General features: G+C 63.6%; 13 protein-coding genes. 3 read left to right on the top strand and 10 right to left on the bottom strand.

Annotated features, from left to right (window positions below; all coding sequences use genetic code 11):
- Positions 1-16: 16 nt before the first annotated feature.
- The 4 genes from KHO23_RS10435 to KHO23_RS10420 all read right to left on the bottom strand — a co-directional run bounded on the left by KHO23_RS10435 (position 17) and on the right by KHO23_RS10420 (position 4,373).
- On the bottom strand, positions 17-868 hold the full coding sequence (locus KHO23_RS10435; RefSeq protein ID WP_211610938.1) for a carbohydrate ABC transporter permease: 852 nt from the start codon (positions 866-868) through the stop codon (positions 17-19).
- A 19-nt stretch (positions 869-887) separates the two neighbouring features.
- Positions 888-1,793 (bottom strand): carbohydrate ABC transporter permease, encoded by a 906-nt coding sequence (locus tag KHO23_RS10430; RefSeq protein WP_211610937.1) that lies wholly within the window; start codon positions 1,791-1,793, stop codon positions 888-890.
- A gap of 63 nt (positions 1,794-1,856) precedes the next feature.
- Positions 1,857-3,110 carry an ABC transporter substrate-binding protein gene (locus KHO23_RS10425; protein WP_211610936.1) on the bottom strand — a complete coding sequence of 418 codons (1,254 nt, stop codon included), beginning with the start codon at positions 3,108-3,110 and terminating at the stop codon, positions 1,857-1,859.
- Positions 3,111-3,233: 123 nt separating this feature from the next.
- On the bottom strand, positions 3,234-4,373 hold the full coding sequence (locus tag KHO23_RS10420; RefSeq protein WP_211610935.1) for an ABC transporter ATP-binding protein: 1,140 nt from the start codon (positions 4,371-4,373) through the stop codon (positions 3,234-3,236).
- A 205-nt stretch (positions 4,374-4,578) separates the two neighbouring features.
- Between KHO23_RS10420 and KHO23_RS10415 the strand changes: the two genes are divergently transcribed.
- Together KHO23_RS10415 and KHO23_RS10410 are read left to right on the top strand one after the other, a co-directional pair.
- The gene (locus KHO23_RS10415) at positions 4,579-5,595 is read left to right on the top strand and encodes a LacI family DNA-binding transcriptional regulator (RefSeq protein ID WP_211610934.1); all 1,017 of its coding nucleotides are present in this window, start codon (positions 4,579-4,581) and stop codon (positions 5,593-5,595) included.
- 244 nt (positions 5,596-5,839) lie between these two features.
- A complete protein-coding gene (locus KHO23_RS10410; RefSeq protein ID WP_211610933.1) occupies positions 5,840-7,312 on the top strand; it encodes an NAD-dependent succinate-semialdehyde dehydrogenase in 1,473 nt (490 codons plus the stop codon).
- 147 nt (positions 7,313-7,459) lie between these two features.
- Here KHO23_RS10410 and KHO23_RS10405 read toward each other — a convergent pair whose 3' ends face one another.
- The 6 genes from KHO23_RS10405 to KHO23_RS10380 form a co-directional block, all read right to left on the bottom strand.
- Positions 7,460-8,314 (bottom strand): AraC family transcriptional regulator, encoded by an 855-nt coding sequence (locus KHO23_RS10405; protein ID WP_211610932.1) that lies wholly within the window; start codon positions 8,312-8,314, stop codon positions 7,460-7,462.
- A gap of 22 nt (positions 8,315-8,336) precedes the next feature.
- A complete protein-coding gene (locus KHO23_RS10400; RefSeq protein ID WP_211610931.1) occupies positions 8,337-9,050 on the bottom strand; it encodes an alanyl-tRNA editing protein in 714 nt (237 codons plus the stop codon).
- A gap of 161 nt (positions 9,051-9,211) precedes the next feature.
- Entirely contained in the window at positions 9,212-9,358 is a 147-nt protein-coding gene (locus tag KHO23_RS10395) for a hypothetical protein (protein WP_211611200.1), read from the bottom strand.
- Between the two features lie 15 nt (positions 9,359-9,373).
- Positions 9,374-9,781, bottom strand: coding sequence for a hypothetical protein (locus KHO23_RS10390; RefSeq protein WP_211610930.1), 408 nt, complete (start codon positions 9,779-9,781; stop codon positions 9,374-9,376).
- A complete protein-coding gene (locus KHO23_RS10385; RefSeq protein WP_211610929.1) occupies positions 9,778-10,968 on the bottom strand; it encodes a cupin-like domain-containing protein in 1,191 nt (396 codons plus the stop codon). Before KHO23_RS10385 ends, KHO23_RS10390 begins: the two co-directional genes overlap by 4 nt.
- Positions 10,962-11,840, bottom strand: a complete 879-nt coding sequence (locus KHO23_RS10380) for a TylF/MycF/NovP-related O-methyltransferase (RefSeq protein ID WP_211610928.1) — start codon at positions 11,838-11,840, stop codon at positions 10,962-10,964. The genes KHO23_RS10385 and KHO23_RS10380 overlap by 7 nt, the downstream gene beginning before the upstream one ends.
- Before the next feature lie 397 nt (positions 11,841-12,237).
- Here KHO23_RS10380 and KHO23_RS10375 point away from each other — a divergent pair, with 397 nt between their 5' ends.
- Positions 12,238-13,002, top strand: coding sequence for a DUF3455 domain-containing protein (locus KHO23_RS10375; protein ID WP_328821958.1), 765 nt, complete (start codon positions 12,238-12,240; stop codon positions 13,000-13,002).
- Positions 13,003-13,004: the final 2 nt, after the last annotated feature.

Genomic DNA, 13,004 nt, shown 5'->3' with positions numbered 1-13,004 from the left:
GACGGCAAACGGGCGATCAGCCTTTGCTTGCACCGAAAGTCAGGCCGGCGACGAAATGCTTCTGCATCAGGAAGAACATCAGCACGGAGGGCAAGGCGGCAAGCACCGATCCGGCGGCGACGAGATTCCATGCCGTCGTCCACTGGCCTTTAAGCGCCGCGACACCCACGGTGATCGGCGCGGCCTCATCGCCCTGCGTGAGGCACAGCGCCCAGAAGTAGTCGTTCCAGACAAACGTGAATACGAGAATGCCGAGCGCGGCGAGCGCGGGCCGGATCAGCGGCAGGACGATACGCAAGTAGATCGTCCATTCGCTCGCCCCTTCCACACGCGCCGCCTCGATCATCTCGAACGGCAACTGCTTGATGAAGTTGCGCAGAAACAGCGTGCAAAAGCCGGTCTGAAACGACACGTGAAAGATCACCAGCGCCCACACGCTATTGAAGAGACCCACTTTCAGCGCCATATCGCGCACCGGAATCATCAGAATCTGGATCGGTACGAAGTTGCCGGCTACAAAGGCGAACAGCACCGCGGTATTGCCCGGAAACCGGTAGGTCGCCAGAGCGAAGCCCGCCATCGACGCCAGCACGATCGCGCCGATCACCGACGGCACCGTGATCAACACGCTATTGGCGAAGTAATGAAGCATCGGCGTTTGCGTGAGCGCCGTGCCGTAGTTTTCGACTAGCGCGAAATGCTTCGGCCAGCCCCAGTAGTCGCCTTGCGACAACTCGTCGGAAGAGCGGATCGACGTGACGAGCACGGCCAGCATTGGCAGCAGCCATACCAATAGCGCGAGCGGCAAAGACGCTTTGTACAGCGCGCGATTGAGCGGTCTCCAGCGTTCGACGGGAAGCGGATACATGACACGTGACTCCTGGAAATCAGCGTTCTTCGCGCAGCATGCGGCGCAGATGGAACACGATGTAGACGAGCATGATGGCGAACAGCACGACGGCAATCGCCGCGGAATAACCTTCGCGGTAGTACTTGATCGCCTGGTCGTACATGTAATAGGCGAGCACGGTTGAACTGTCGAACGGACCACCGCCGCTCATCACCGCGATCAGATCGAAACTGCGCAGCGCGCCGATCACGGTCAGCACGACGGCCATGAAGGTCGCGGGCCGCAGTTGCGGAAGGATCACGTGCCATAGCAGGCGCACGCCCTTCGCGCCCTCCATGCGCGCCGCCTCGACCACTTCCGGATTGATGCCGGTCAGGCCGGTGAGATAGAGCACCATGCAGAACGGCGTTTGTGGCCAGAGCGCGGCGAAGACGATGCCGAAGGTGACGGTATGCGGATCGCCGAGCACAGGAATGCCGTGACCGACGATCAATCGCAGCAAGCCGAAACCGGGATCGTAAAACCAGCTGAACACAAGCCCGACCACCACGCCCGAGAGCACGAATGGTGCGAAAAACAGCGACTTCACGACTCGCATGCCACGGATATGCTGGTTCAGATATAACGCGAACAGCAGCCCGAGCGGCGGCGCCAGGAGGAACAGCGCGAGCCAGATCAGGTTGTTCTGGAGCGCCGTATAGAAGGTGTCCGCGTGGAACAGTTCGATGTAGTTATCGAAACCCGCAAACGTCTTCGGTGTCATGCCGTCCCAGTTGTAAAAACTGAGCGAAATGCTGCTGACGATCGGGTAGACCACGCACAGGCAAAACAACGCACAGCCCGGCAACAGGAAGAAAAGCGCCGCGCGGTGCTGATGACGGCGCGTCGTAGAGACGTGCCGGTGCCGCGCCGTGGGTAAGCGGCGCGCTGCGGAATGAGACATGATCGGGCCTCGTCGGAGATCGAAGGCTGGCGCCAGTTGCCTACGCCACTGGCGCTGCGGGGCTTACTTCTTGTAGATGCGCTGGCGGGTTGCTTCGAGGCGAACGAGCACCGCATCGAGTTGCGACGGATCGCTGTAGAACTGTTGCATTGCCTTCATGCCTTCGTCGGCCATTTCCTTCTGCATATCACGATCGTAGAACTGCGCGATGCCGCCCTTCGTGCTCGCGAGCGTCTGGAAGCCGACCTTCGAAATCGGATCGTCAGGTTCGGTCGCCAGACTGTTCGACGGCAGCGTTCCCCAGCCCTTCGCGAGATCGGCATTGATCTCCGGCCGTTCCATGAAGGCGAGCAGCCTGCGGGCGTCGGCCTTGTTCCTTGCCTTCGCCGGAATCAGCAGGACGTTGACCGGACCGTCCTCGGCCATCGGCACGTTCGCGTCGACGACCGGGAAGCGGAAGAAGCCGGTCTGCGGTTTGACCGATGCCGGAATGCTTGCTGAGAAGAACGTGCCCATCAGCATCATCGACGCCTTGCCGTTCACGAGAAACGGTGCAATCGAATCGAGGTCGTAGGAGAGCGCGTTGTCGATGAAGTAGTGATCGTCGATCAGCGTCTTCCACGCGGCGTAGACCTTTTTAACGCGCGGATCGGTGTAGGGGATTTCACCGGACATCAACTGTTGATGGAATCCATTGCCGTTGATGCGCAGGTCGAGATAGTCGAACCAGGCCGCGAGCGTCCAGCTATCGCGCGCCGCAACGGCAATCGGCGCGACACCACTTGCTTTCAACTTCTTGCAGGCGTCGAGAAATTCATCCCACGTTTTCGGCTCGCCCTTGATGCCGGCTTTCTCGAACAGATCCTTGCGATAGAAGAAACCGTAGGCATCGTAGCCGAGCGGCGCGGCGTACTGCTTGCCCTTATACGTCGATGCTTCTTTCACCGACGCATACTGCTGCGACCAGCCGTTTTTGCTCCAGTCCGACGACAGGTCTTCAAGCAGGCCGCGTTGCGCGTAATACGCCATCCGCTCGCCGTCGTGCCACGACACGACATCCGGCGGATCGGTGGCGAGCCAGCCGCTCATCTGCACCTTGTACGCTTCCTCGGTGATGTAGGTCACCTTGAGGTCGACGTCGGGATTGGCTTTCTTGAACTTGTCGAACGCGTCCTGCCAGGTCGAGCGCTGATTGCCGCGCGCCGATACATTGACGCTCAGCGTGGCCGCGTCGGCCGCAGTGGCGCAGAGAGCGCCCGCGACCAGAGCGGCCGCAATCGACCCGTGTGCCAGACGGCGAAGGCGAAGAGAAATCATCTTATGTCTCCTTGACTACCTTGTTGGCTGACAGCGAACCGCTGCCAGACGATGTACCCGCTCTGTGGCGGAATAGGGTTTTGTGAACTCGGTGGTGCCTTGGGTTGAGATGCGCCAGGCAACTCAAGCGGCAACTCTCTCAGGCTCGAACGTACTGCGACGCAATGCAACGCCCTCAGCATCGAACAGATGACATGCGGCAGGCGGAACGTGAATGCAGATGCGCTCGCCCGATCCAATCAGCGTATCGCCCGGGGCCTTGGCGATGAGCGTGCCGGCCCCGTGATCCGCGTGAATATAGCTGTGCTCGCCGAGTCGTTCGGATAACACCGTGACGCACTGAATGAACTGCTCGTCGCCGGAGAAACGCAGATGTTCCGGGCGCACGCCGAGCGTGACGGGCTGGCCGCGCTGAAGACGTTGACCGTCCACATGAGCGACCAGCCGTTCGCCGCTTTCCGTCAGCGTGACAGCCACCTTCCCCGCTTCGATCGAATCGACCACCGCATCGACGAAATTCATTCGCGGCGAACCAATGAAGCCCGCCACAAAGCGCGACTTCGGATGGTGATACAACTCGAGCGGCGCGCCGGTCTGCGCGATGCTGCCGAAGCGCTCGGCATCTGCTCCTGCGTGCAGCAACACGATTCTGTCGGCCAGCGTCATCGCCTCGACCTGATCGTGGGTCACATAAACCACGCTCGCATTCGCGAAGCGCTGGTGCAGTCGGGCGATTTCGACACGCGTCTGGCCGCGTAATGCGGCGTCGAGATTCGACAACGGTTCGTCGAACAGGAACACGCCCGGTTCGCGCACGATCGCCCGGCCGATCGCAACACGCTGCCGTTGCCCGCCCGAAAGCGCTTTCGGATAACGGTCAAGGAAGGCGTCCAGTTGAAGAATGCGCGCGGCTTCACGCACCTTCCGGTCGATCACGTCTTTGGGTTGCTTCGCGAGTTTCAGGCCAAACGCCATGTTGTCGAACACGGTCATGTGCGGAAACAGCGCGTAGCTTTGGAACACCATCGCCACGCCACGCCCGGCGGCGGGCACATCGTTCATAAGGCGGCCGCCAATGTGCAGCTCGCCTTCGCTCAGGTCCTCGAGACCGGCGATCATTCTCAGCAGGGTCGACTTGCCGCAACCCGAGGGCCCGAGAAATACGCAGAACTCGTGCTGCGCGATCTCGAGATTCACGCGCCGGATCACCGGCGGATGGTCACCGTACGACTTCTGCACGTTCGTAAGACGAATCGTAGCCATGCTTCTGCCCCCCGGATTTAACCGCTTAAATTTCTATGAAAAATAAACGGCTGGCTCTTGTGCAGCAGGCATTTAATCGCTTAAATTCGAGTTTGAGGGAAAAAGTCATGGTGGGTGTCTCCGCTGTGTTTTCCAGCAAGTTATCAACGTCGCCGGTTGCTTGCAACATTTGAATTGCGCTCCCTGAATATGGGATAAACAGAACATGGTCACCCTTTCCGAAGTAGCAAAGCGCGCGCACGTTACCGCCGCCACCGTTTCCAACGTCCTGCGCAACCGCGAGAAGGTCCGCCCGGAGACGGCCGAACGCGTGCTGAAGGCCATCGCCGATCTCGGCTACCGGCCCAATCTGAATGCGCGCGCGCTGGCGGAGGGCCACTCGTCGACCTTGGCCTTGATGCTGTCGAACATCTCGAACCCGTTCTACCCCGAGTTCGTGCTGGCCGCCGAGCGAGCGGCACGCAAAGCGGGATACTTCCTGATGGTTTGCAATACTGACGATGATGCGGAGGTCGGACGTGCGTATCTGAACCAGATCGCCGGCACGCTCGCGGACGGTGTCCTCGTGATGAACACGGACATCAAGTTCAACGAATTGTGCGCGTCGGCCACGCACAGCGCGCCGATCTTGCTGGCGATGTGGGAACACCCGGAGACGCCGCCCGCGCTGCCCTGCATCGCCGTGGATTTCGCTCATGCGGGCGCGCTAGCCGCGAGGCATCTGCTCGAACTGGGTCACCGCGAGATCGGCCTGCTGATCGGCGATGGCTGCGGTGGCTTGCAGGATGCGCGCTCCAATGGATTTCGGGCGGTAATGCGCGAGGCAGGGATCGAAGCAGACGCCGCCGCGGTGCTGCAGATCCGCGACTCGATAGACGCCGGCTACGCCGCCTGCATGCAGTTGATGGCGAACCGCCCTCACCTCACCGCGATTTTCGCGACCAACGATCTGCTGGCGATCGGTGCGGCACAGGCGTTGATCACGCTTGGCCGATCGGTGCCGAACGACGTGTCGGTCATCGGCATCACGGACATTCAACTGGCGCACCAGGTGCACCCAGCGCTCACGACCGTTGCCATTCAAACGGCGAGCGTCGCGGAGTTGTCGATCAACAGTCTGATCCGTTTGATTCAGGCGCCTGAACAGCAGCCTTCGATGGTGCTTGCGCCGCCGCCGCAACTCATTGTGCGGGCCTCGACGGGGCCACGGCGCATGGGTTGAGGCGCGAGAATTTCGCGTACAGCAGGCTGCGCAACGCGAGCGTGGGCAGCCGTCCTTGATCGCAGCACGGCTGGCGTCGCCTTACATTCAGCAGAAAATGCTGCGTGAGGCCGAAAAAAAGCGCGCCACGCACCGTGAAAGCCTCGATTGGCGTTTTCGTCGACTGTCGCGCGCGAGTAGCATTGGAGCACCAATCGGATCGGCCTGATTTGAAGCCTGACATGAAATCTGAAGGAGCAACCCGATGTCTCTCGCATTGACCCGCAAAGACCTGATTCGCCCGCAAAATCTGATCGACGGCAAGTGGATCGAAGCCGTCGACCACGCGCGTTTTCCCGTCACCAATCCCGCCACCGGCGAATTGATCGTCGAAGTCGCGAACAGTGGCGCTTCGGACGCACGTGCCGCCACCGACGCCGCGGCCCGCGCTTTCCCCGCGTGGCGGGACAAGCTGCCGCGCGAGCGCGCGGAGATTCTGCGCCGCTGGCACGCGCTGATCGTGGCCAACACCGAGGACCTCGCGAAGCTGATGTCGACGGAACAAGGCAAGCCGCTCGCGGAAAGCCGTGGCGAAGTCGCCTACGGCGCCTCATACGTCGCATGGTTCGCCGACGAAGCGACGCGCATCTACGGCGATCTGATCCCACAGCAACAGCGCGGCAAACGCATGAGCGCGGTGAAGGAACCGGTCGGCGTGGTCGCCGCGATCACGCCGTGGAATTTCCCGCTGGCGATGATTGCACGCAAGATCGCGCCCGCGCTCGCTGCCGGATGCACGGTCGTGGCCAAGCCCGCGGAAGACACGCCGCTCACCGCACTCGCACTGGCAGCGCTCGCCCAGGAAGCCGGTTTGCCGGACGGCGTGCTGAACATGCTGTCGGCTTCGCGCGAGCAGGGCATTGCGGCGGTGGCCGACTGGCTCGCCGACGCGCGCGTGCGCAAGATCACTTTCACGGGTTCGACGCCGGTCGGCAAGCATCTCGCCCGTGAATCGGCGGGCACGCTCAAGAAGTTGTCGCTGGAATTGGGCGGCAACGCGCCCTTTATCGTATTCGACGACGCCGATCTCGACGCCGCCGTCACCGGTCTGATGGCCTCCAAGTTCCGCAACGGCGGCCAGACTTGCGTATGCCCGAACCGCGTTTATGTGCAAGCCGGCGTGTACGCGCGTTTCGCCGATCTGCTCGCGAAACGCGTCGCCGCGCAGAAGGTTGCGCCCGCAACCGATCCGGACGCCCAGATCGGCCCGATGATCAATGAACGTGCGATCGAGAAAATTGCACGTCACGTCGAAAACGCCGTTGAACACGGTGCAAAAGTGCTGACAGGCGGCAAGCGCCTAACCGGACTCGGCCCGAATTACTATGCGCCGACCGTGCTGACCGATGTGCAGGCCGGCATGCTGGTCTGTTGCGAGGAAACTTTTGGCCCGGTGGCGCCGCTGTTCCGCTTCGATGAGGAAGCCGAGGTGATCCGCCTCGCCAACGACACGCCCTTCGGCCTCGCCGCCTACTTCTATACGCAGGACGTGCGGCGGATTAATCGCGTGGCCGGCCAGCTCGAAGCGGGCGTAATCGGCATTAACGAGGGCGCCGTATCGAGCGAGGCCGCGCCGTTCGGTGGCGTGAAGGAATCGGGCTACGGCCGCGAAGGCTCGAAATACGGGCTCGACGATTACATGTCCATCAAGTATCTCTGCCAGGGCGGGCTGGATTAACACACTCCCGCGCTTGCAGCGCCCTGCTGGTCGCGCTCGGCCTAGCGATGCGCCGCTCCGTCGACGAAAGCGCTGAGTTCGCCGAAGTGCAGGCCACGCGCCGCGACAACCGCATGCCGATCGGCGTCGGCCCGCGCAGCGGAGCGCCTAATGCCCAGGCTTCAACGCCGCATACGTCCCCGGTGTGATTCCATAGGCCCGCTTGAAAAGCCGGTTGAGATGGCTTTGATCGTAAAAGCCCACGGCCGCGGCGGCCGCTGCCGCACTCTGCCCCGCCGCGAGCATGCGTTTGGCCGCGAGTAGCCGCACTTGCGTCGCGTAGGCGTGTGGCGGCAGTCCGAACTCTTTACAGAAAGCACGCGTGAGGTAATAGCGGCTCAGCCCCACCAGTGCCGCCAGTTCGTCCACCGGAATATCGCGCGCGTAGTTGGCGGCGACGTACTCACGCACTTGCGCCATCTTGTGCGCTTCGCGCCGGCCTTCGCCGGGCGCCTGCCGCGATTGCCCATATCGTCCGACCAGCATCCCCATCGCGGCCCACCAGTTCGCCTGCCGCTCCATCAGCGAAACCGCGCCATGTTCGTCGAGACTCGCATGCGCCTTGGCCAGCAGACCGGCCAAGTGCGGATCCTGATAGAGGCCCGGCGGAATCAGAAGCGGTCTGTCGGCGCGCGAGTCGGGCGAAAACACCGCGCCCAGCGCACCCAGGCCCTCCATGTCGAGATAAATGGCGCGATAAATCCATTCGCGGCCTTCCCACACCTCGCCACTGTGATACTCGCCCGGTCCGAACACGAGCACGCTGCCCGGTCCGGCGACGTCGCTGCCGGTGCGCGTATGACATTGGCCCGCGCCGGTTTCCGTCATGACAATGACGAGTTCATCGTGCAGGTGCCGGTCGAATTTGTGTTCGCCGTAGCGGGCACTCGCGAGACACGCGCCGTCGAGCGCGCTATCTCGCCAGCACACCACTTCCGGCTCGCTTTTATCCGATGTCTCCATGGGTCGCTCTCCGGAATGCCCGTTAAACCAGCTCTATTCTCACCCGGCGATTGCGGCGCCCCTTGTTCTCGATCTTCACGATCCGGATCGGTCTCGATTGCGCCGTATTGGTCAGATGCGTGCCGCCGCAGGCCTGCCGGTCGAGGTCACCGATTTCGACGATCCGCACCGTGCCGTCGGAGGTCGGCGGCGGCGCCACCGAGAGGCTGCGGATCAGGCCCTGCGTCGACTTCGCTTCCGCGTCGCTGACGTAGTAGGTTCGCACCTCCATGGCGCTGCGGATCACCTCATTGACGGGCTCCTCCAGCAGGCGCAGCGCGTCGTTATCCGCCTCTGGCAGATCGAAATCCATGCGGGCGGTGCCGTCGGCATTGATTTGCGCGCCGGTCACGAGCGCACCGGCGAAGCGCTGATAGACGAGCGCATTGAGAATATGCGTACCTGTATGAAGCTGGGCGACGGCGGCGCGCCGGGCCGCGTCGACGGCCACGTTCACATCGCCGCTCAGTTCGAGGGGCTCGTCGAGCAGATGCCAGAGCATGCCGTCTTCCGGTGCAATGCCGGTAATGCGGACAGTGCCGTGCGCGTGGGTCAGCGTCGCCGCGTCCGATACCTGACCTCCGCCCCCAGGGTGCAAGGCCGAGCGGCCCAGCACGACGGCGCCGGGCCGCGAGGCGATCACGCTGGTTTCGAACTCGAGTAAGTCCGGCTGCTCATGGCAAAGATAGTGCGGCACCTTGATTTCCTCGCATGAAATGACTGATTACGCCTAGCATACTCAGTCTTACGGGAGGTCGTCTTGGTTAAAAATGCCCTGTGCGGATTGGGAGCGGATCGAGGCCGCCCCATTCGGACCAGACGAAGCGCTCCGAAGCGGCCCGCCGGATGCTTCCGCGATTACACGGATAACGGCTGCTGAAGGAATTGGTAGAGCGGGTCCGGATCGCGCGACGAGATGCCGTTCTGACTCATATAGCTCGACAGCGTGCCTGACGCGTTTTGCGCCATCGAAGACGAATTTTGCTGCAGCGCCTGCTGGATCATCGCATCGGCCGCGCCTCACTGAACCTGTGCGGCGCCGCGTGCAGCCTGCGCTTCGCAGTAGGCCAGGTACTTGTCATAGGCCTGCTGCGGCGGCGTTTTGGCGTACTGCCCGTACAGACGGTCGATAAAGGTCGCCAATTCCGCCTGCGCGTACAGTTGCCGTTCGATCGGCATGGCTGCCGCCACGCGCTGCGCCTTGCGCAACTCGTCTTCCTTGCTGACGCCCGCATCGCGATCCTGCGCGATCAGCTTCGCGTTGTTCGCACGCATCGTGCAGACCTGGGTCATCGCGGACGAAGCCTGCGCCTGCGCGGACAACGGGCTCAGCGCCACGGCCGACGCGAGCAGCGCGGTCACGGCAAGGCCTCGTACGATGGGCAGAAGGCGCTCGCGACGTGGGTCGCTTCGGGTTACGTCGATCATCCGGTCCTCGTTGTGTTCAACGCGTTCGATGCGTTCGATGGTGAAAGCGTCCTGACGGGCAGCATCGCCGCCGCCGTTTCGTCGTCGGCAAAGCGGCTGATCGACAACACGTGATCCAGCGCCCAGACGCAATGAAACCAGCCGGTTGGAATCACCAGCAGATCGCCCGGCTCGAGCACGACGTCCACGCCTTTCGCATCGGCAAAACGTGGAAAGCGCCTCAGGTCGGGCGCGGCTACGTCGACGCGGCAGGGTCGGTAGGTGTTGAATGCATCGAGCGCGTAGACGGCGCTTTCCTGAGCCGGCGCATAGAGCCGCACGCGCTTGCGGCCGTGAATCTGCGCCAGAAACGAATTCGCCAGATCGCAGTGCAAGCGCGTGACCAAGACTGCGCCGCCGGCTCGCCCGAACCAGAGTTGCCCCGCGCCGAACATGTGCGTCGGCAGCATCGGCAGGGCAAAGCGCGCTTCCCATGCGGGCGGCAGCAGGCAGCCTTCCGTGTAAGTAGCGGCGCCTGCGTCGGCCACGCGATGCGCGGCGAAGCCATCGATAAAATTCGCGACGGTTTGAGGGAGGCCACTCGACGGATCCGCGCGCAGCACCGTCGTGCCCTCGAGCGTGCGCCAATCGTCGAGTGTCCAGGCGACTTCGGGCCAGTCCAGCAAGCCGCGCAACACCAGCGGGACGGATGCATCAAGGGTATCCGCGAGTGCCGCGCGCAGCTGCTCGTGCAGGTGGTCGTTGTTGCTGCCGCCGGCCTGCACGGCCGGCACCGTCGCCAGCACTTCGGGTGCGCGCCGCCGGGCTCGCCCCAAGGCCATGCGCGCCGCCGCCGAGGGCCGCTTGAGCAGTTGCAGCCAGTAAGCCGCAAGTCGCTCAGTGCCCTCGATACGTACACCGCCCAGCGCCATTGCCGCGGCACTGCGCGGATCGAAACCCGTGGGGTCGTCGAGCATCGCGCTCAACACAGCGCGGCTCAGTGTGATGCGAGCCGCGGCGTAGTTCGCACCGTCGGGCGGAATCGGTGTGGACACGATCATTGGAGCGAGCGTGAAACGGCGGCTGGCATCCGCGCAATCGCTGACGATCAGATCGACGGCCACCGCTTGCGGCGGCGCCACATAATGCTCACCGAGCCGCGCTTCCAGAAGCGCGATGAGTTCGACATGCGCCATTACGCTCACCATGGTTTGCGCCAATAGACCGCCTGTCCGTTGACACGCATAAGCGGCGCGTCGATGCGATGTGTGGCGCGGTATTCGTCCACGGCGCGCGCGCAACCGGTCGGCAGGCCGTAGTCGTCGACGATCACGAAGCCGCCGGGCGACAAACGCGGATACAGGGCGTCGAGCGCCACGCGGGTCGACTCGTACCAGTCGCCGTCGAGCCGCATCAACGCGAGACGCCCGATCGGCGCATCCGGCAGCGTCTCGGCGAACCAGCCCGGCAGGAAACGCACCCGGCGATCGAGCAGGCCGACGCGCGCGAACGCGTCGCGCACCGTCGCCAGATCGCTACGCAGCAGGCCGACCGCGCGCATCAGGTGATGCCAGATGGCATCGCGCAAATCCGTGGCGGGGTCCGGCGCGGGCAGGCCCGCGAACGAATCGGCTACCCATACGTCGCGGCCAGCGGCGCCGAACGCGGTCAGCACGGCGCGCATCAGAATCGTCACGCCGCCGCGCCATACGCCGGTCTCGATGAAGTCGCCAGGCACGCGTTCGTCGATCGCCACGCGCGCCAACGTCACGACGTTATCGAGCAGCACGTCATCGCACATCGTCAGACGGCGCGACTCGTGGTGCATGTGGTTGAGCGCGTCCGCCATGCGCGACGGTTCGATGCCGGCAATGTCAGCGGCCGAGCGGTGCAGCGGCGCGAGCCATTCGGCGAATACGCGGTCCGCGTCGGCGAGCCGTTCCGCGCAATCGTCGGCGGTGATCGGCGCGGCTCGGGCCGCGGCGGATTGTGCGAGGCCGTCCGTATCGGCGCCACCGCTGATGTAGCGGCGGATCATGGCCAGATAGGCATAGGCACGGTTGTCGTCGGCGGGCAGCATGAAGGGAAGCGGCTCGGAGTCGGACTTGGACAAAGAAGCGGAAGGGAGACTCGGAGGGTTTGGAAGATTCAATTCCATTGCCGGTTCGGGTAGGCGCTCGGGCCGTTATTGGACGCGCTGCGTGCGGAAGACTGCCGCGGGCAAGGTTGAGCGCGGCAGCAAGCCCGAACCAGTATCGGCCGATGTGCGCCCCCGCCTGGATGAATCACGAACGCATGCATGCTCATGCGAACCACCGGGGCGCGTTACGCCGAGGTGTCGATGCTCTGACGCCTTGACGCCTTGACGCCTTGACGCCTTGACGCCTTGACGCCTTGACGCCTTGACGCCTTGACGCCTTGACGCACCAGTATGTGAGCCCACTCCCCTTCTCCCGCCTCACCGCGTGCGGTTTTCAATGCAAGCTTTCGTGTCGCGCCACACAGCGGCGTGCCGGATCAGGTGTGATGGCAGCATCGCCCGCACGCCCCCTTCGCTAATGACTGGTTTCCCGCCCCGCTCTGCGCCGTTACCGCGCCCATCGCCGATCTGCCTCGTAGCAGGCGCGCTGCTCGCGCTCGCCGGCTGCGCGACCCCCCCCAAAACGCCACCGCCGACCGCCGACGAATCCTTGCCTGTGGCCTTGCGCGCCAGCCAGGACGAGGTGCTCCAGGAAGTCATGACCACCCACGGCGACGAAACCTACGTATGCCGGCGCGTCAAGGCCAGCCCACCCGCCAGCGGCGCCACCGGGCAACCGGACACCCTCCCAGGCGTCGCCCGCGACGGTACGCAACTGCTCTGGGATCCTTTGGGATCCGAAGCAATCCTTGTCGACGCCGCCGGCCGAAGTGCCGGCACGGTCGCGCCGGGCCGCTACTTTCTCTCCTACGACGGCAGCTACGTGATCGGCAACGTCACCGCCGAAAGCCAGGTGGGCGCCAATGCGCTGACCTGGGCGCGCTACACGGCCCGCTTCGTCGCGGCCCCGCGCCCCGGCGAAGGCCGTTTCGCCGACGTCAGCTCGATCCAGCGCATCGACACCTCGGGCGGTTTGCCGCCGCAACCGTCGTGTGAGCTCGAAGGCGCGCATCTGCTCGTGCCGTACGGTGCGACCTATATGTTCTACCGCGCCAAAGGCCTCGCACCGGTCGCCTTGTCGGCGAATCAGGCCAGGCAGTAATC

The sequence above is a fragment of the Paraburkholderia haematera genome, assembly GCF_905220975.1.
Classification (GTDB): Bacteria; Pseudomonadota; Gammaproteobacteria; order Burkholderiales; family Burkholderiaceae; genus Paraburkholderia; species Paraburkholderia haematera.
The sequence above is the reverse complement of the archived record's forward strand: the minus strand, read 5'-3'. Positions and strand labels throughout refer to the sequence as shown.

Excerpts from the sequence above, each read along its gene's own strand:
- KHO23_RS10430 (WP_211610937.1), bottom strand. The coding sequence starts at position 1,793 with ATGTCTCATTCCGCAGCGCGCCGCTTACCCACGGCGCGGCACCGGCAC.
- KHO23_RS10390 (WP_211610930.1), bottom strand. The coding sequence starts at position 9,781 with ATGATCGACGTAACCCGAAGCGACCCACGTCGCGAGCGCCTTCTGCCC.
- KHO23_RS10395 (WP_211611200.1), bottom strand. The coding sequence starts at position 9,358 with ATGATCCAGCAGGCGCTGCAGCAAAATTCGTCTTCGATGGCGCAAAAC.
- KHO23_RS10410 (WP_211610933.1), top strand. The coding sequence starts at position 5,840 with ATGTCTCTCGCATTGACCCGCAAAGACCTGATTCGCCCGCAAAATCTG.
- KHO23_RS10425 (WP_211610936.1), bottom strand. The coding sequence starts at position 3,110 with ATGATTTCTCTTCGCCTTCGCCGTCTGGCACACGGGTCGATTGCGGCC.
- KHO23_RS10385 (WP_211610929.1), bottom strand. The coding sequence starts at position 10,968 with ATGGTGAGCGTAATGGCGCATGTCGAACTCATCGCGCTTCTGGAAGCG.
- KHO23_RS10380 (WP_211610928.1), bottom strand. The coding sequence starts at position 11,840 with ATGCTGCCCGCCGACGACAACCGTGCCTATGCCTATCTGGCCATGATC.
- KHO23_RS10415 (WP_211610934.1), top strand. The coding sequence starts at position 4,579 with ATGGTCACCCTTTCCGAAGTAGCAAAGCGCGCGCACGTTACCGCCGCC.
- KHO23_RS10435 (WP_211610938.1), bottom strand. The coding sequence starts at position 868 with ATGTATCCGCTTCCCGTCGAACGCTGGAGACCGCTCAATCGCGCGCTG.
- KHO23_RS10375 (WP_328821958.1), top strand. The coding sequence starts at position 12,238 with ATGCAAGCTTTCGTGTCGCGCCACACAGCGGCGTGCCGGATCAGGTGT.
- KHO23_RS10420 (WP_211610935.1), bottom strand. The coding sequence starts at position 4,373 with ATGGCTACGATTCGTCTTACGAACGTGCAGAAGTCGTACGGTGACCAT.
- KHO23_RS10405 (WP_211610932.1), bottom strand. The coding sequence starts at position 8,314 with ATGGAGACATCGGATAAAAGCGAGCCGGAAGTGGTGTGCTGGCGAGAT.